The 17,778-nt window shown below is 55.1% G+C and carries 16 protein-coding genes; 9 read left to right on the top strand and 7 right to left on the bottom strand.

Translation table 11 applies throughout. The features are described from left to right. Positions 1–6: 6 nt before the first annotated feature. Positions 7–828 carry a hypothetical protein gene (locus ACMHXI_RS08715; RefSeq protein WP_025886951.1) on the bottom strand — a complete coding sequence of 274 codons (822 nt, stop codon included), beginning with the start codon at positions 826–828 and terminating at the stop codon, positions 7–9. A 426-nt stretch (positions 829–1,254) separates the two neighbouring features. On the opposite strand from ACMHXI_RS08715, the gene ACMHXI_RS08710 reads away from it, so the two are divergent. From ACMHXI_RS08710 to ACMHXI_RS08700, 3 genes are all read left to right on the top strand, one after another. Further along, positions 1,255–2,001, top strand: a complete 747-nt coding sequence (locus tag ACMHXI_RS08710) for a winged helix-turn-helix domain-containing protein (RefSeq protein WP_028780179.1) — start codon at positions 1,255–1,257, stop codon at positions 1,999–2,001. Next, positions 1,994–2,503 (top strand): hypothetical protein, encoded by a 510-nt coding sequence (locus ACMHXI_RS08705; RefSeq protein ID WP_025010031.1) that lies wholly within the window; start codon positions 1,994–1,996, stop codon positions 2,501–2,503. Before ACMHXI_RS08710 ends, ACMHXI_RS08705 begins: the two co-directional genes overlap by 8 nt. 125 nt (positions 2,504–2,628) lie before the next feature. Next, positions 2,629–4,236 (top strand): hypothetical protein, encoded by a 1,608-nt coding sequence (locus ACMHXI_RS08700; RefSeq protein ID WP_234503566.1) that lies wholly within the window; start codon positions 2,629–2,631, stop codon positions 4,234–4,236. A 21-nt stretch (positions 4,237–4,257) separates the two neighbouring features. On the opposite strand, the gene ACMHXI_RS08695 is transcribed toward ACMHXI_RS08700, so the two are convergent. From ACMHXI_RS08695 to ACMHXI_RS08680, 4 genes are all read right to left on the bottom strand, one after another. Continuing rightward, entirely contained in the window at positions 4,258–4,878 is a 621-nt protein-coding gene (locus ACMHXI_RS08695; protein WP_028780178.1) for a LysE family translocator, read from the bottom strand. Positions 4,879–5,005: 127 nt separating this feature from the next. After that, entirely contained in the window at positions 5,006–5,719 is a 714-nt protein-coding gene (locus ACMHXI_RS08690; protein WP_144220839.1) for an RNA pseudouridine synthase, read from the bottom strand. 59 nt (positions 5,720–5,778) lie between these two features. Continuing rightward, positions 5,779–6,453 (bottom strand): hypothetical protein, encoded by a 675-nt coding sequence (locus tag ACMHXI_RS08685; RefSeq protein ID WP_025010033.1) that lies wholly within the window; start codon positions 6,451–6,453, stop codon positions 5,779–5,781. Between the two features lie 100 nt (positions 6,454–6,553). Continuing rightward, complete coding sequence (locus tag ACMHXI_RS08680) at positions 6,554–7,891, bottom strand: Na+/H+ antiporter NhaC family protein (RefSeq protein ID WP_028780176.1); 1,338 nt, start codon at positions 7,889–7,891, stop codon at positions 6,554–6,556. 289 nt (positions 7,892–8,180) lie between these two features. On the opposite strand from ACMHXI_RS08680, the gene ACMHXI_RS08675 reads away from it, so the two are divergent. Beyond that, positions 8,181–9,458: an O-acetylhomoserine aminocarboxypropyltransferase/cysteine synthase family protein gene (locus ACMHXI_RS08675; protein WP_062793420.1), complete on the top strand. Its 1,278-nt coding sequence runs from the start codon at positions 8,181–8,183 to the stop codon at positions 9,456–9,458. 38 nt (positions 9,459–9,496) lie between these two features. On the opposite strand, the gene ACMHXI_RS08670 is transcribed toward ACMHXI_RS08675, so the two are convergent. Next, entirely contained in the window at positions 9,497–9,958 is a 462-nt protein-coding gene (locus tag ACMHXI_RS08670) for a DUF1090 domain-containing protein (RefSeq protein WP_025010040.1), read from the bottom strand. Positions 9,959–10,060: 102 nt separating this feature from the next. Beyond that, positions 10,061–13,132, bottom strand: coding sequence for a DUF2339 domain-containing protein (locus ACMHXI_RS08665; RefSeq protein ID WP_413734681.1), 3,072 nt, complete (start codon positions 13,130–13,132; stop codon positions 10,061–10,063). Between the two features lie 254 nt (positions 13,133–13,386). Between ACMHXI_RS08665 and mpl the strand changes: the two genes are divergently transcribed. The 5 genes from mpl (at position 13,387) to ACMHXI_RS08640 (ending at position 17,777) form a co-directional block, all read left to right on the top strand. Beyond that, positions 13,387–14,769, top strand: a complete 1,383-nt coding sequence (mpl, locus tag ACMHXI_RS08660; protein WP_413734679.1) for a UDP-N-acetylmuramate:L-alanyl-gamma-D-glutamyl-meso-diaminopimelate ligase — start codon at positions 13,387–13,389, stop codon at positions 14,767–14,769. Further along, positions 14,766–15,407, top strand: coding sequence for a flavin prenyltransferase UbiX (locus tag ACMHXI_RS08655; RefSeq protein WP_025010042.1), 642 nt, complete (start codon positions 14,766–14,768; stop codon positions 15,405–15,407). Before mpl ends, ACMHXI_RS08655 begins: the two co-directional genes overlap by 4 nt. Positions 15,408–15,414: 7 nt before the next feature. Then, the gene (hpt, locus tag ACMHXI_RS08650) at positions 15,415–15,945 is read left to right on the top strand and encodes a hypoxanthine phosphoribosyltransferase (RefSeq protein WP_025010043.1); all 531 of its coding nucleotides are present in this window, start codon (positions 15,415–15,417) and stop codon (positions 15,943–15,945) included. Between the two features lie 126 nt (positions 15,946–16,071). Then, positions 16,072–17,010: an ABC transporter ATP-binding protein gene (locus tag ACMHXI_RS08645; RefSeq protein ID WP_025010044.1), complete on the top strand. Its 939-nt coding sequence runs from the start codon at positions 16,072–16,074 to the stop codon at positions 17,008–17,010. Continuing rightward, positions 17,007–17,777, top strand: a complete 771-nt coding sequence (locus ACMHXI_RS08640) for an ABC transporter permease (RefSeq protein ID WP_025010045.1) — start codon at positions 17,007–17,009, stop codon at positions 17,775–17,777. Before ACMHXI_RS08645 ends, ACMHXI_RS08640 begins: the two co-directional genes overlap by 4 nt. The last annotated feature ends 1 nt before the right edge of the window (position 17,778 follow it).

Genomic DNA, 17,778 nt, shown 5'->3' with positions numbered 1-17,778 from the left:
TAATCCTCAGTTAAAGTGCCCGGTATGACAGGTGGTACATTCCATATCTGTCTTGACGCTGGCGGCCGGTCCCATGGTGCTGCTGGAGCCATGACAGCTCTGGCAACTCTGAGCTTCGGTGCTGGGTTTGCTCTCCGGCAGGGCGGCCAAGTCTTCGCCCTTGTGGGCTCGGTTCAGGAGCTCCACCAGATGATAGGCAATGGAGGCCGACAAACGATAGCAACGTTCGCCTTTTTCGGAGAAGGTCTTGCCTGAGGCCTTGGACCAGTTACTGATGGAGGAGTGGCACAGCACGCTGTTGGCAACCGAGGACTTGACCACCAGGGCGGTCTTTTCGGCGGTGGAGCCAATACCGGCAACGAACTCATCGCTGGACAAAGGTAGTTCGGTATTCTCGTAGTAGCGGAACAGAGCGCCGATGACGGCGGCATTTTGGCCATTGATGTCATCGAGAATATTGACCAACATACCTACCGCATTGAGGTTACCGCAAAGCGTGCCTTGGCCGGTGACCCCGGCAAAACCATAACCGGCCAGCGCCGTTGGAATAGTGGCAAACTTGTCGGCATCGACACTGGCAGACTGCGCCAGCATGGTCACAGTGGCGTGAAATACCTGATGCATACAGCCACCGCCGGTTTCATAAGCGAGTTTGGCGGTCGCCATGGGATCCAATGGGGCATATTTGAGTTTTTCCCCCAGTTCCAGGCGGTAGTTTCCTGACTCATCCGTGGCAGCAAAGGCACAAGTGGCCGTGAGGCCGGCTCCGGCTGCTGCGGCGCTAATTCCAATGATCTGGCCGAGGGCCTGACGTCTGTTAATGCTCATATTTATCACCCTTTGTTGTCTTTGTTTTTCCCGACCTGGTCGGTTGTCTTCAGCTTAGGGGGATGCCTGATGAAGGTTGTGATTCAGCGCGCATGAATCCTGAGTTGGCCGAAAACGGATTTTTGACATGCAAAGACGATTGACGGCTTGCATCTTGATACCCATTGAGGATTAGCATTTGATATGGGTCACTTTATTTGTTGCATTCATGTTGATTAATGGCGTCTTCATGGCTTTTTCCCTCAGTCTTCAGTGGCTTCAATCCTGGGTACTGGTTCACAAAATGCCACTTGCTTCCCTCTTGGTCGGCGCCTCGCCTGAGTTGGATCACTTTTTAAACTTTTTCCTGTGTCAGGGTTAAGAGGATCACAGTAGTGATTAGATTTCTTGCATAGACTCATAACCATATAAAACAGGAGGAATATAATGCAGATAGGCGACTGCTGGTTTGATGAAGCCAGCGGTGAGTTACAACACAGGGGCCGGGGGGATAGCTGGCATCTTCCCCGGGCGGAGTTACAGGTACTGAAACTCCTGCTCGCCAATCAGGGGCGTTTGGTTTCCCGTATCGAGTTGCGCGCCGGTGATGACAATCATCCCCCTTTGAGCGATTCGTCCGTAGCCCGTGCTGTCTGTATGTTGCGTGCCTTTCTGGGGCCCGAATATGAGTCTTTGATTGAAACGGTCAAGGGGCAGGGGTATCTGCTGCGCTCATCTGTGGCCCGTAAACCTGCAGGAGTGCTGGAGTCCAGGTTGAATGCAGGTCCCAAACAACTGCTGGTAGGCTTGGTGCTGATATTCATGCTCGGCCTCAGTCTCTTCTATCTGTATCGCTTGCCCAGAGTGGCGCCCACCATTCCGCTGAACAAGCAGGAATTGACCTTGCTTTCGGGTCAGAGAATGGAGCTGTTTTTCTATTCCAACTCCCGCACCAACAACCAGTTGTTGACCGAGCAGGGTAAGGTGTTGGCCTCGGCATTGGCCCAGTGCAAGAGCAGCCCCTGGCGCAAGTTATATGTGTCGCTGTCCCATGATAAGCAGGTGCTTAACCTCACCTTGAGAGGCGAGTATCTGGGACAATCCGTGGTGCGTAATCTCAAGATCAGCGATGGCCGTCAGGTGAAGGCATTTGTGAGCGTACCTTGGCTCAAGGAGGTTGATCTCTGTGGCTAGACGTTGGCTTTGGATGATAAATCTGCTGATCCTGATCTTTCTGCTCGGCTGTTTGCTGGTGATCTATCGTTTCAGCCAGACAGCGCCCGCTTTGGCGCTTAACTGCAGCTCCGAGCTCTACGACCGGCAGTTGAACGAGGGCGAAGATGCGCAGCACTACCTGCTGCTGGATCTGCAGACCAAAGGCAAGCGAGCCCTGGTCAACTATCGCTACTTCAACATGGATGGCACCCCCGCCGGCAGTATCTTGATGCAGGGGCAACTGGCTTCGGAAGAAGCCGGCCGTTATCAAATTCTGGTCACGGACAAACAGGAACTCTCCGGCAAGGGTGCAAGGCCCGCCCACATGCAATACCTCTCCTATATTTCCAGTTTCAACCTCAGCAACGAAGGCCTGCACCATTTGGCTCTGGAGATCCTCGATGCCGATGAAGCCAAAGACTATGCTATTGTGTTATTCCAACCGAGCAACACAGTATGTGGCTGTCGCCTGATCCATTGACGGCTGAATTTTTGCTGACGATTTCACCATTTCCACTCAGTTAACGCCGGTGCGCTATCCCATTCCCGTGTTGCTTGGGCTATAGTCAGGATCTTTCATCAATTCATTGATAGTGTTCCATTATTGTGTCCAAACTACGTATCAAGCAGGAAGAAAATCTATCCATCAAGTTCAGCCATCTGATGGATGTCGGGGAGCAGCGCAAGCTGGATCTCTACTTTTCCCTGCCCAAGGAGATGGGCATAGGGCCGCAGAGCCTGAATGAAGAGGAATACTACTTCAGCGCCATTCTCGGTCGGCGTTCCTACTACTCGGATGGCCTGCATCTGCCCTTGGTGCAATCCAGGTTTGTGAGTCAGAAGAAGCGTACCGTTGAAGAGTTTCGTCTCTATCTGAACCTGTTTGCCTACCAGTTTGTGGTGGCGATGGAGAACGATGCCAAAGAGATTTCGCGGCAATCCGAGCCGGAAAATTTCTATCCCTTGCTGGAGGAGTTAACCGAGCAGACAGCGATTTTGCTGAAGAAGTTTCGCCGCAACGAACCGGCCGATGCCAAATGGAAGCACTATTTCGAGAATGCCGATAACTACCTGTCCTGGTTCTGTGAACAGCAACTGCTGAAGCTGCTGGCCCATGGCCCCAGAAACAGCGACTTCAGCCATATCTCGGACAAGGTGATCACCCTCTGCCGGGTGGAGAATAACTATCGGGCGGAGCGGCACTACAATTCGGCGCAGACCCTGCAGGATCCCAATCGCATTGCCAACAAGATGTTGCTGCTCAGAAGGCTTATTCAGCAAGGGGTGGTACTCAAAGAGGAGATCAAACCTCTGGGCACAGGGCTCAAGAAGCTGACCACAGGATTGGCTACGGCCCTGGTAATGTTGGTGGTGTCGGCACTGATCATCAAGGCCCAAGGGGTATTCAGCGGTGTGACCCTGGTATTGGTGCTGGTGCTGGCGCTGATTTACGGTGCGCGGGAGATCTTTAAAGACGATGTACGCAATGCCCTGTGGCGCTATATCCAACGGGGACGACCGCGCTGGAGCCGGATATTGAGAGACACCACCAACCAAAAGTTCATTGCCAAGCAGCTGGTTTGGCTTGAATTTATGCGCAGCCAGGATCTTCCCAAAGATGTCAAAGAGATCCTCAGGCGGCGCCACAGCCAGAATAAGGTCGATGCCGAAATTCTTCACTATGGCATCCAGACCAAGGTGGCAGATACCGAGTTTCTCTCCGGTTACAACACGTTGCAGGAACAGGTGGTGTTCAGCTTAGTACCCTTTGCTCGCTACCTGGAGCGCGGCAAGGCCAAAATTTACACCGAAACCGATGGCAGGATCAGCAATGAGTCGGTGGAGCGGCGTTATCAGATAAACCTGGTGGCTGTGCTCAAAGAGGGCAAGCAGGCGCCGCGCTATGCCAGATACAAGATCACCATGAACCGTTCACAGATAGTGGATGTCAGCCCCAGCGATATTCCGGATTCACTGCCGGGAATTGAGGACCTGCCCTATGATTCAGAGGTCAAGGCCAGTGGAGAGTCCAGACGCAGCAAGGAAGAGCGCGCCGAATCCAAGACTATGGCGGAAGAGGAACATCAGGCTAATCTGGCGGCCGTGACTCAGGCCGCCGATCTTCTGTCTGAGCTGCAACCCGGCGGGAAGGAAGATAAAACCATCTCCTCCCGGGCAAGCGAGCCTAAAAACGGTGAAGGCAGTCAACCCTGACTGCCTTCACCGTGAAACTGCTCAGGAACGTCCCACAGAGGAAAAGGCCAATCCCAGGCCCAGGCTGACCAAAACGCCGCCTATGGCGCGTTCAACCCAGTGGCGACAACGGGCCACGGAGCGACGGGCAGCTTGCGAGGAAAACAATAAAGCCACCAATGAAAACCACAGCAGGTGGGCGGCTGACATAAAGGCGCCATAACCTATTTGGGTCAGAGTGCTGGTCTGGGGATCGATAACCTGGGTAAAGAGTGCTACCACAAACAATGTCGTCTTGGGATTGAGGGCATTGGTCAGAAACCCACTCTTGAGCGCCGCCCAATCGGAAATCACTTCCTGGGTCTGCAATTCAGATGCTTCAACCGCCTTGCTTCTGAGCATGGTGATGCCGAGATAGATCAGATAAGCCGCCCCGGCAAACTTGATCAGGCTGAACAGCCACAGTGACTGGGAGATCAGCAGTCCGATACCGGCAATGGAGTAGAGCACATGTACCCATACGCCCAGTGATATACCGGCACCCGTCATCAGACCGGCCCGGCGTCCGAGTACCATACTATTGCGGGATACCATAGCAAAATCAGCCCCAGGGCTGATAACGGCCAACATAGTGATACTGGCGACGGCGAAGAGTTCTAGCATGATGTCTCCTGAAACGAGTGATGAGTATGGTTGCCTATTTCCCTGGGGGGATTGGGGGCAGGGCCAACAAGCCGCTTAGTTTAGCAATAAACCAATCAGGAATCGCACTAAAGATTATGTGGTTTGTTCAGCGTTGAAGTGACACTTTGAGCGCGGCGATTTGTGCACGGCTGAGCTCTCTAAACTCCCCTTCAGCAAGCCTATCAAGTGTTAACTCCATTATCCGGGTACGGCAGAGATCTGTGACTCTGTAGCCCAAATGCCGACACATACGGCGAATTTGCCGCTTCTTGCCCTGAGTCAGAATGATTTCAAAACTGTTTGCCGAAATTGGCGTGACTTGTGATGCCCGCACCTGGCCATACCCGTAATCCATTGGGTTTCTCAAGGCATGGATAAACGCGTCAGTAAATGCCCGCTCCAGAGTGACCCGGTAGTGTTTGCTGTGGCAAAAATCCGGATGCATCAGTTGCTGGGTCAGTTCGCCGTCGTTGCTGAGCAGCAACAGGCCGCGGGAGTCTTTATCCAGCCTTCCGGCCGGATACAGGCGTTTATCCTGGGGCAATAAATGCGATAGGCTGCTCGGGTCATCCTTGAGCAGGCGGCAATCTATCCCGACGGGTTTATTGAATAGCAGATAAGCGTAAGGTGCCGGGGCGGCGACGGGCTCGCCCAGATAAAACAGCTTCTCAAGACAATGGCGCTGCCCGGCGGCGAGGGTGACTCTGTCTGTGTGTTTGGCTGGCCTGTCACCCAGAAAAATCTCTCCGGCTTCGATGCGTCTGGCGGCTTCGCGTCTTGAGCACAGACCGGATTGCGCCAGATAGTGGGCAAGGCGCATTGTGGCTTGTCGGGTTGTTTTTGGCGCTGTCGCGTCAGCCCTATACGGTTTTTCAGTCATCAGTCGTTGAGCGGCTGCGACCAGTGCCACAGTCGATATACGGTGGCCGACAGGCTGAGGCCGGCAAACACAGTGGCAATGGAATGCAACCACATAAACCATACCGAAGGGCAGAGGGTTTGCACCGAACAAGAGGCATAGTTCATCGATGGCCATTGCAACTGGGATAACAGGCCGATGGCAGACATTATCCCCAGAAGGCTGAACAGGCACAGCGGCAGGTTACAGAGCGCTCTGTGGGAGACAAAGCAATAGCAGCAAAGGGTGAACATTACCAAGGTACTGGCAATAAAGAAGATAGCAGCCAGCTGGTGGGCAAAGAGTTCATTATAGGGGAAGACCCCCAGCGCCACTATCCCCAAGCCAACCGCTATGCCTGATCTTGACAACAAGCTGGCTGCCGCGCTGTGCTTTTGCCACCAGAGGCCACCCATGGCCAAGATGAAGCAGGCGCCGCCGAGCAGTAGCGAGATATTGTAGACATAGGCCAGCGGCGAGCTCAAGTAGTCGCCCAGTCTGTCCATGCGCATGCTGAAAATGGCGCTGCCCAAGTTGTCATAGGCGGCCCAGAAGGAGGAGGCCATGCCCAGTGCCGCTATGCTGACGCCCACCAGAGACATCATAAATGCCAGGCGCTGCGGATCTTGCTTATGGTATTGCTCGTACAGGGGCATGGAATGGCTCGTTTGAATACCTGCATTCAATAATAGTCGCCAAATGACGGCGACAAAAAAACCGGTCGCAGGGACCGGTTTGGTTATTGCGCCCGCTAGTTTAACTGCGGGGACGCAGTATCACAATCACCACGGCAACCAAGGCCAGGATCATGCAGTACCAGGTGTTGGCAACGGCTTCCAGGGGAGAGATCTTGAAGTGGGAAGCTATCAGCAATGCCTGGGCACCGTAGGGAATAAGCCCCTGAATGATACAGGCGAAAATATCCAGAATACTGGCGGCGCGTTTCGGGGCAACCCCATGTTTGGCTGCCAGATCTTTGGCGATATCGCCGCTGACCACAATAGAGACGGTATTGTTGGCCACACAGGAGTTGGTCAAAGCCACTATCCCCGCCATCCCCAGCTCGGCGGCGCGACAGGAGGCTTCACCCTTGGCGCGGGAGAAACGGGCTATCAGCTTCTCTATCTGCTGGCTGACAAAGCTCAGGCCACCTTGCTGCTGCATCAGGGCCGCCAGGCCACCAACCAGCATGGAGAGGATAAAGATCTCCTGCATATTGCCAAAGCCTTTGTAGATATCCTTACCGAAGGTCAGCAGCGAGTAATCTTGAGTGACAAACCCTGTTATCCCGGCCAGCAAAATGCCGATGGCCAGTACCACAAACACGTTCAGCCCGGCGACGGCCAGCACCAGAATACTCAAGTAAGGTAATACCTTAACAAAGTCGACCTCCTGTGGTGGCAGTTCGGCTTGACCGGAAGAGAGGAAACCGAACAGCAACAGGGTCACAATCGCCGCCGGAATGGCAAAGATCAGGTTTTCACGGAACTTGTCTCTCATTTCGCAGCCCTGGGTGCGGGTCGCGGCAATAGTGGTATCCGAGATAATAGACAGGTTGTCACCAAACAGGGCGCCTGACATCACAGAGCCCGCCATCAGTGGCAGTTCAATCCCTGCCTGATCGGCAACCCCGAGGGCGATAGGAGCCACGGCGGCAATCGTGCCCATGGAGGTGCCCATGGCGGTGGCGATAAAGGCGGCGATAATGAAAAAGCCGGGCAGCAGCAGATTGGCCGGGATCAGCTTAAGCCCCAAGGCAACTGTGGCATCAACCCCACCAGTGGCACTGGCCACGGCGGCAAAAGCACCGGCCAGTAGATAGATTAGGCACATGGCGATGATGTTGTTGTGGCCTATCCCCGCCATAAAGGTGTTCATGGTCTGGTTGAGCTTTTGCTTGGACAGCAAAATGGCCAGTACAATCGCCGGTAATATCGCTATCGGGCTCGGCAACTGATAGAAGGCAAAGTCTACCCCTTGGCTTTGGAAATAGACCCCGGCACCGATAAACAGCGCCAGAAACAGAAACAATGGCAGTAGTGCCACAAATGAGGCCGGAGCTTTAACGGCCGGAGAAGTGTTGTTCTGGGTCAAAATCTACTCTCTGTGAATCACGTTCGGCCGGGGATTCCCTCCGCAGCAGCCAAACTCGCTGAATTGCATTGTCTTAACGGCATCATCTCCTGACAAATTAGGCGAAAGAATAGGGGATAGCCAGTCGTCTGTCAATTTGGACGTCTAGATGTTTTTACTTCTACGTCGATTTTGTGCACTAAGCACGACTCAGGGAAAACTGCTTGAAAAAAATTTAGACATCTGGATGTCTGTTTGCTAGCTTGATATCAAACTTAAAACTGCATTACTCGTCATCAAGGAGCGCGAGATGAAACTGGAATCCCTGGCGTTGCACCATGGTTATGAATCGGAAGCCACCACCAAGTCGGCGGCGGTGCCCATCTATCAGACGACGTCCTATACCTTCGACGATACTCAACACGGCGCCGATCTGTTTGACCTCAAGGTGCCCGGCAATATTTACAGTCGCATCATGAACCCCACCAACGCCGTGCTCGAAGCCAGAATGGCGGCCATCGAAGGCGGCATTGGCGCGCTGGCGCTGGCCTCTGGAATGGCGGCCATCACCTATGCGCTGCAGGCGCTGACGGAAGTGGGCGACAACATAGTCAGCAGCAGCCAGCTCTACGGCGGCACCTATAACCTGTTCGCCCATACTCTGCCGCGCCAGGGGGTTGAGGTGCGCATGGCGTCGTTCGATGACTTCGATACCCTGGAGTCGCTTATTGATGAACGTACCAAGGCGGTATTTTGTGAATCCATAGGCAACCCCGCCGGCAATATTGTCGATATCGCGCGTCTGGCAGAAATTGCCCACAAACATGGTGTGCCCTTGGTGGTGGATAACACTGTGGCGACCCCTGTGCTGTGCCGCCCCTTCGAACATGGCGCCGATATCGTCGTCCACTCGCTCACCAAGTATGTCGGTGGCCACGGCACCACAGTGGGCGGGGTGATCATCGATTCGGGCAAGTTTGACTGGGTCGTCAATAAACACAGATTTGCTGTGCTCAATCAGCCGGACCCCTCCTACCATGGGGTGGTGTATACCGAAGCCTTCGGCGCGGCGGCTTATATCGGCCGTTGCCGGGTGGTGCCTCTGCGTAATACCGGCGCGGCTCTATCACCACACAGCGCCTTTTTACTGCTGCAGGGGCTGGAGACCTTGAGCCTGAGGATGGAGCGCCACTGCAGTAATGCCGAGGCGCTGGCAAGTTACCTGCAGTCCCACCCGCTGGTTAACTGGGTCAATTATGGCGCCCTGGCAGACAGCCCTTATAAGGCCAATTGCGACAAAATCACCTCGGGTAAGGCGTCCGGCATTATCAGCTTTGGTATCAAGGGGGGCAAAGAGGCCGGCGGGCGCTTTATCGATGCGCTGCAGATGATCTTGCGTCTGGTGAATATAGGCGATGCCAAGTCACTGGCCTGTCACCCTGCCACCACGACCCACAGGCAGCTCAACGCCGAGGAGTTGGCTCGCGCCGGGGTGAGTGAAGATCTGCTCCGGATCTCTGTGGGAATTGAGCATATAGACGACATCATCAGCGATGTGGCCCAGGCGCTGGAAGCCTCCCAGGCTTGATGACATCATCAAAAAGCCCCGTCAAGCGGGGCTAATACTTATCTGGCGTCCAGCTCGGACTTCAATGCACGTATTTCAGCCTCTTTGGCGCTGATCTTGGCGGCTGTTTTAGCCTCTTCCTCGGCCAGTTCTCGCTGATATTTGGCGACCTTATCGACTTTGCCCTTGCGCTCGGCCTCGGCGATATCGGCCTTCAGTTCGGCGCGCTCTTCGGCCAGCTCTTCACGTAACTCGCGAATATCATCCTGCTTGTCACGGATCTTGTTTGCCAATTCATCGCGTGAATCTTGCTGTTTTTTGATTTCACCGGCCTCAGTGCAGTGGGCACGGACTTCGGCCAGCGCCGTTTCCAGCCCCCGTACTCTGTGGCTGTTGTTATGCTCTTTGGCATAAGAGATCTGCTTTTCGATTTCGGCTTCTTTTTTGGCGCAATGACCACCGGCCAGGGCGGGGAGCGAAAACAGAGCCAGGGAAAATAGGGCTATGTGGGTCAGTTTCATAAATCACCAAGGATGGAGTAAGAGGCCGCCATTCTAGCAAAACCTTCAATCTATAGCTGTCAGACCTATCCCAAAGGCGCCCGCAGGCGCCTTTGAGTTGGTTTATTGTGACAGCCGGGCTCTGGACTTCTGGTAGAAGTAAGCCACCCCGAGCAGCAAGGCACCAATCAGCATAAAGACGATGATCTTTTGCAGCAGATCGGCGGCGGCCATATCCAGCAGCAATACCTTGAGGCAACTGATGGCAAACAGACCTGCGGCCAGTTTGAGCATAATTTGGCAGCCGGGACGCAGGCTGAGGAACATCAGCCAGCAGCCGTGGGACACCATGAGCACTGTGCTTAAGGTGGCATCGAATCCGGTTGGCATCTGGTAGGCCAGTGGCAGATAGGCCAGCAGCAACAGGGCATGCCAGGCGATAAACACCATATTGGTCGGCAACTGCTGACGATAGCGTCTCATGGCCAATGGCCGTTTACGGATAAACAGCGCCAGCAAGGCCAGGTTGCAAGCTTGTGCCAGCGCCATCAGCCAAGGTTCAGAGGGCCGGGTCAGGACATCGAGCTGCAAATATTGCAGGCTGTCGAGCCAGGTAATCCAGGGCAGCAGCAAGGCGATAAAGAAGCTGGCAAAGGCAAAGGGGTAACCCGGGCGCAGGGCCTTGAGCGGTTTGCGGCTGAGCAGGATAAAGAAGTAGCCGCTTAGCACCACACTGCTAAGTGCCAACGTGTGGCTGAACAATACCTCCAGGCTGTGGCTGACCACCGCCAGCAGCAGGGCGCCATAGAAGGGTGACAACTGCCAGCCGAGTCGGCAGGGGCCTTGCCAGAGCCTTGGCAAGGATGGATAGCGCCACAGCAACAGACCGGAATAGATACTGCCCAGCAGCAGTGCGATAAGCCCAGGCCATTGTCCTGTAAGGCAGGCTAAAGCGGTTTGGGCTATAGCCAGCACCAGCAGTACATCCGCTTCGCGTTTCAGTATCGGCTGCCTGAACTTGCGGGCCAATACTAAGCTGACAAAGCAGGATAACCACAAGACCGGGGCCAGCCAATCTTCAAAGCGAAGGGCGATTTTGGGCAGCCACAGCAGTGGCAAGAGCACCAGGCAGGCCAGGCGAGCGTACCAGGCCAAACGCCTAAGTTCGCCCTTGGGATGGAAGCGCCGGTATGCATACCAGGCCAGTAACAGACAGAGGAACAGCTCTACCCTGGCGATTTGCGCATACAGCGGCTGAGCGCGGAAACTCAGGCTATGCACATCCACGGCGGCGAAGATGACCTGAGCCGCCAGCGGTAACAACAAGGCCCAGGCCAAGGCCTCGCTGACCCTGAGTTGTTGCCTGCGTGCGAGTAGCAGCAAGGTCAGACTCAATCCGGGAATTATCACCAGGAAGTAGCTTTCACTTATCAGCCAGGCGCTAACCAGGGCTAAAGACACCAGCAGCACGTTGGCAAGCTCGCGTCCCAGCTGCAGCAGTTGTTGCTCCCAGCGGCTGAGCTCGGGCTGTTTGCCCAGCAGTTGGTTAAAGCCAAACAGCGTAAGCGTGCTTAGCCCCCAAGCCAGCAGCGGCAGTGACAAGAGCGCCGGCGCTTCATTGATCATATCGCCAAGGGCCAACAGGTTGATGACCAGTCCCAGAGCCAGCAGGGTGATGGCCTCGATTCGCAGCGAGGCTTGCTGCTCACGGCAACCTAGCCACATCAACAGCAAGGCTTCGAGCAGTAATACCAGCCCCAGCAGCTCACCACTGAGCAGGCTGAGCGCGGCAAACCCGAGACAGGCACCGGTCGCCAGCCATAATAGCGTCTGCAGCTGTTTGTCTTGTTTAAGCCAGAGCGACAGGCCGATAAGCACGGCGGCGTTGGCCAGCAGCAGCTCGCCGGCATGGGGGCTGAACTGGCTCAGGCTATAGACCAAAAAGGCCAGCAAGGCCGCCGGCAGAGCCAGCAGTCTGTGGCTGAGGCCTTCCCGGCCAAACAGCCAAAGGCTGCCAAGTCCATAACCATAAAAGAGGCCATGCAGGGAGATGAGCGCCAGAACTCCCATTATCCCTTGCCCTTGCAGCGGCAGCTCGACAAAGAAACTCAGGCTCTCGATACAGGCTATGTGCAGTATGGCTGTCGTTTCCAGCAGCACAGGCCAGCGTATCTTGTGACTCAAGAGTAAAGAGCAGCCGCCAATCAGCAGCAGGAAGGGCAGATACATCAAAGGCGCCTGACTGCCGGAAAGCAGCATCAGTGGTGCCAGGGAGCCACCCAGCAAGGCGACTATGCTGATGACTCTGGCTTCCAGTTTCAGCGCCAGACTGTAACCGGCCACAGTGATAAGCAACAGCAGCAGATAGCTGACGCCATCCGGTACCAGCTCGAAGTAGGGACCGACAAAATAGGCACACAGATAGTTGATAATCAGCCCAAGGCCCACCAGACCCGAGCCGAAATCGGCCATCGCTCGTTGCCGTTTGCGGATAAAGGCCCCCAAGGCCAGAATGCCATTGGCGCAGACAAAGCCGGTCAAGGCCTTTCCTGTGTCCGACAGCCAGTGGTTCATGGAATACTGCAGCAGATAACCAAAGCCCAGGGTCATGGCGATGATCCCGGCCAGGGTCATCATAAATACCGGGCCCTGACCTTTGGCTTGATAGTGCTGATAAAAATCTTTGGCTTGTGCGAAGAGTCCCAGCAGGGGGCTCAGCATAGCGGCAAAAAAAGCGGCCACAGCCTGATCAAACTTACGCCCCCAGTTGGGAGTCTGTTGCTCTCGACCCTCTTGTGTTTGGGGCAATACTCTTTGGGCGGCGGTTTGCGCTTTGGCTGCAATTGGTGTTGCGGCTATTTCAGCTGTTGTTGGTTTGGTGTGCTCGATAGGCTGAATATCGGCCCTGCGCTGCCAGGCGTCCTGGCGCTGAGCCTGTGACTCGAAAGACAAGTCGGCGGCTTTGGGCTCGGCCTGAGGTTCATTTGGTTCAGGCATTGCAGACGGCTCGGCAACCTTGGCGACCAAAGGCTGAGCTTGCTCTTCGGCAAGCTGATTGACGGCCGCAAACAGCGCCTCGATTCTTTGTTCTATCGCGTCGAGGCGGATATCTGTCCTGATTTCCAGGTTCGTCTCTTTGAGTTTGAGATCTTCAAGCTCGCGCCTGAGATGTTGGAGTTCTTCCGTTAACTGCATGCTGCTTTCCTGATGCTAATCGCATTTGCGTAGGCTGCGGGCATTTTAAACGCGCGGCTCTGTCCTGACCAGCGATCGGCTCAGGTTTTGGGAAATTTCCGCTACCCATTTATCGTATTTGTCATGGGAAGATGAGAGAAAACTGAACAGCAGGCAGAGGCCTCTCGCGTCTTGCCGGTGGCATAGGTACAATGAGCGGCATGCAAACTCGCCCAACGTGGGGTGAGCGGACTCACTGCAGAAGGATGGCCTTAATGCACGTACATATTCTGGGGATCTGTGGCACTTTTATGGGGGGCTTGGCGCTGCTGGCTCGCGCCATGGGACATAAGGTCACCGGCTCCGATGCCAATGTTTACCCACCCATGAGTACCCAGCTTGAGCAGCAGGGGATAGACCTTATTCAGGGGTTTGACCCGTCACAGCTGGATCCCGAGCCGGATCTCGTGGTGATAGGCAATGCCATGAGCCGCGGCAACCCCTGTGTGGAAGCCGTACTCAACCGCGGCCTGAAATACACCTCGGGTCCGCAGTTTCTGCATGACCATATATTGCCCAAACGTTGGGTATTGGCCGTTTCCGGTACCCATGGCAAAACCTCTACCGCCAGCATGTTGGCCTGGATCCTCGAAGCCTGCGGCTATCAACCTGGCTTTTTGATTGGTGGGGTGCCACAGAATTTCGGCATTTCGGCCAGGTTGGGCGAGTCGCCCTTCTTTGTGGTCGAGGCCGACGAATATGACAGCGCTTTCTTCGACAAGCGCTCCAAGTTTGTGCATTACCAGCCAAGAACCTTGGTGATCAACAACCTGGAGTTCGACCATGCCGATATCTTCGACGATCTCAAGGCGATACAGAAGCAGTTTCACCATCTGCTCAGAATCGTGCCGGGGGATGGCCGGGTGATCTGGCCGCAAGACAGCCAGGCGGTTGCCGGCGTGATAGCCAAGGGCTGCTGGAGTGAGCAGGAAACCTTGAGCCATGAAGCGGGCCAGGGGGACTGGAGCGCCAGGATGTTGACAGACGATGGTCACGAATTTGAGCTATTTTTCCGCGGTGAATCCCAGGGCGTTTTGAGCTGGGGCCTGATTGGGCGTCACAACATAGACAACGCCACTATGGCGATAGCCGCGGCGCGTCATGTTGGGGTCTTGCCGGTAGATGCACTCAAGGCGCTGGCAGACTTTACCCCGCCCAAGCGCCGTCTCGAGTTGCTGGGAAGCGTAGAGGGTGTCAGCGTTTATGACGACTTTGCCCATCACCCAACGGCAATCGCCACTACTCTTCAGGGGATGCGCGCCAAGGTGGGCCAGGGCAAAATCACTGTCGTGCTCGAGCCCCGCTCCAACACCATGAAGCAAGGGGTGCATAAAGACACACTGGCCAACTCCATGGCCCTGGCCGATGAGGCCGTGTTGTATCAGGCGGATAATATCGATTGGGATATTGCCGCGGCCATGCAGGCGGCGCCGCTGCCGGTGCAGGTTTTGCACGACATAGATGAGATAGTGGCCAAGGTCAGTGGTGAAGCCAAGCCCGGCGATACCGTGCTGATCATGAGCAATGGCGGCTTTGGCGGCCTGCATCAAAAGTTGCTCCAGGCCCTTAAAGCCAGAAGTGGCGAGGTCAAAGCGTGAAATATCAGCAGATTAAGAGTATCAGCCTCGCCTGGACCGGCGCCTCCGGGGCGCCCTATGGGCTGAGGCTGCTGGAGTGCTTGCTCAAGGCCGAGTTTCGGGTTTTTCTGATGGTGTCCAGCGCCGCTCGGGTGGTGCTGGCAACGGAACATGGGCTCAAACTCAGCAGCGCACCGGACAAGGCCACAGAGCAGCTCAGAAAACTGTTTCCCGAAGGCGGTGAGCTGAGGGTGCTCGGCAAGGATGAGTGGTTCTCTCCGCCGGCGTCCGGCTCGGCGGCGCCAAAGCAGATGGTGATCTGTCCCTGCTCAACCGGCACCCTGGCCGCGGTGGCCACCGGCATGAGTAACAGCCTGCTGGAGCGGGCCGCCGATGTAGTGCTCAAGGAGCGCGGTCAGTTGTTGTTGGTGCCCAGAGAGACACCTTTCAACGCCATTCATCTCGAACATATGTTGAAACTCAGCCAACTGGGCGCCATCATAATGCCGGCCGCCCCCGGCTTTTATCATCATCCCAAATCCATTGAAGATCTGATAGACTTCATGGTCGCCCGGATCCTGGATCATCTGGGTGTCGAACATGCATTAACGGATCGCTGGGGTTATGACAAACCCAAAGACAGTGAGATCGACAATTGAGAGTGATATGAAACACACCACCGAAGTGATGATCTCGGCAGAAGAGATCAACCAGAAACTGGATGAATTAGCCGAGCGCATCAACGCGCATTATGCCAATGCCGACAAGTTGCTGATGGTCGGCCTGCTCAAGGGCTCAGTGGTCTTTATGGCCGATCTCTGCCGTCGGATTAAGGGCCATGTAGAGATCGACTTTATGTCTGTTTCCAGCTATGGCAATGCCATGACCAGCTCCAGAGACGTGAAGATACTCAAAGATGTTCAGTCGGAAATCGCCGATCGTGATGTGTTGATCGTCGAAGATCTGATTGACTCGGGCAACACGCTCAACAAGGTACGCGAAATGCTGCTGCTGCGTGAGCCAAAGAGTCTGACTCTCTGTACTCTGCTGGACAAGCCGGACCGCCGTGAAGTCGACGTACCGGTAGACTTTGTCGGTTTTACTATTCCTGATGAATTCGTGGTCGGTTATGGTATCGACTACGCCGAGCAGTACCGCAACCTGCCTTATATCGCCAAGGTGATCCCGCAGGAGTAAGCAAGCTGTGATTTCGGCTTTGTTTGTATAGTAAGACGGACTCCCGCCACGGCGGGAGTCTTGCTTTTTGCGTCCCGGGCCGCTGCCGATACCCCAGGTATTGGAGGCTCTTTAGGAGAAACATCTATGACGACCAAAGCTCTGGCGTTGGAGCTGGACAATCTTAAGAAGACCTATAAGGGCGGTGTCGAAGCCGTCAAAGGGATTAGCCTGAATGTGGCTCAGGGCGACTTTTTTGCCTTGCTCGGCCCCAACGGTGCCGGTAAGTCCACCACTATCGGTATCATAAGCTCGCTGGTGCACAAGAGTGGCGGCAGTGTGCGGGTCTTTGGCCATGATCTGGATAAAGAGCTGGAGCAGGCCAAATTGTGTATCGGCCTGGTGCCGCAGGAATTCAACTTCAACCAGTTCGAGACCGTGCTGCAAATCGTGGTTAACCAGGCCGGTTATTACGGTGTGCCCAGAGCCGAAGCCCATAAGCGGGCCGAGAAATACCTCAGGCAACTGGATCTCTGGGACAAGCGCAACAGCCAATCCCGGCAGCTTTCAGGCGGCATGAAGCGGCGTTTGATGATAGCCAGGGCACTGATGCACGAGCCCAAGCTTTTGATCCTCGATGAGCCCACCGCCGGGGTGGATATAGAACTGCGGCGCTCCATGTGGGAGTTTCTCAAAAAAATAAACGCTGAAGGCGTCACCATCATACTGACGACCCACTATCTGGAAGAAGCGGAAATGCTCTGCCGCAACATAGGCATTATCGATAAGGGTGTACTGGTGGAGTGCACCAGTATGAAATCCCTGCTGTCGAAACTGGATATGGAAACCTTTGTGTTGGATATCAAGCAGCCGCTTGTTGAGGTACCCAAACTTGGCGATATCACAGTCAGGCTTACCGATCCGGCGACCCTGGAAGTGGACTTGGTGAAGTCCCACAGCCTGAACGCCGTCTTCGGTTTACTGAGCGAGCAGGGGGTTGAGGTGCTATCCATGCGTAACAAGGCCAATCGATTGGAGGAGTTGTTTGTGAAACTGGTTGAGAATGCCCAAGGAGGCCAGGCATGAGAGGTCTGTATCTGGTTGCCTTCAAGAGTATTTTAATCAAGGAAATTACCCGTTTTACCCGCATCTGGGTACAGACGCTGGTACCGCCGGCGATCACCATGACACTGTATTTCCTGATCTTCGGTAATCTGGTGGGCAGTCGCATCGGTGAGATGGGCGGGGTGTCCTACATGGAGTTTATCGCCCCGGGCCTTATCATGATGTCGGTGATTACCAACTCCTATTCCAATGTGGCATCTTCCTTTTTCAGCGCCAAGTTCCAGCGTAACCTGGAAGAGCTGATAGTGGCGCCTGTGCCCCACTATGTGATGATAGCCGGCTATGTCGGTGGCGGTGTCGCCCGTGGATTGCTGGTGGGCCTGATAGTGACCCTGGTGGCCATGTTCTTTGTCGATCTCAGTGTGCAGCACTTGGGATTGGTGATAGTCACAGTGTTTCTGACCTCAGTGCTGTTTGCCCTTGGCGGCCTTATCAATGCCGTGTTTGCCAAGAGCTTCGACGACATCAGCATTATCCCCACCTTTGTGTTGACGCCGCTGACCTATCTTGGCGGGGTGTTTTACTCGCTGTCGCTGCTGCCTGACTTTTGGCGTGGCGTATCGGCGCTGAACCCTGTGGTGTATATGATCAACGTGTTCCGCTACGGTTTCCTGGGATTTGCCGATATGAGCGTGCCGCTGTCTATTGGCGTGATGTTGGGGTTCTGTGCGGGTCTCTGGTTGCTGGCCTATTACCTGATCTCCCGTGGGATAGGGCTGCGCAGCTGAC

It is taken from the genome of Shewanella sp. BJSY2023SW005 (assembly GCF_047314585.1).
Classification (GTDB): domain Bacteria; phylum Pseudomonadota; class Gammaproteobacteria; order Enterobacterales; family Shewanellaceae; genus Shewanella; species Shewanella algae.
Note: the sequence above shows the minus strand (reverse complement) of the source record. Positions and strands in the feature narration are given on the sequence as shown.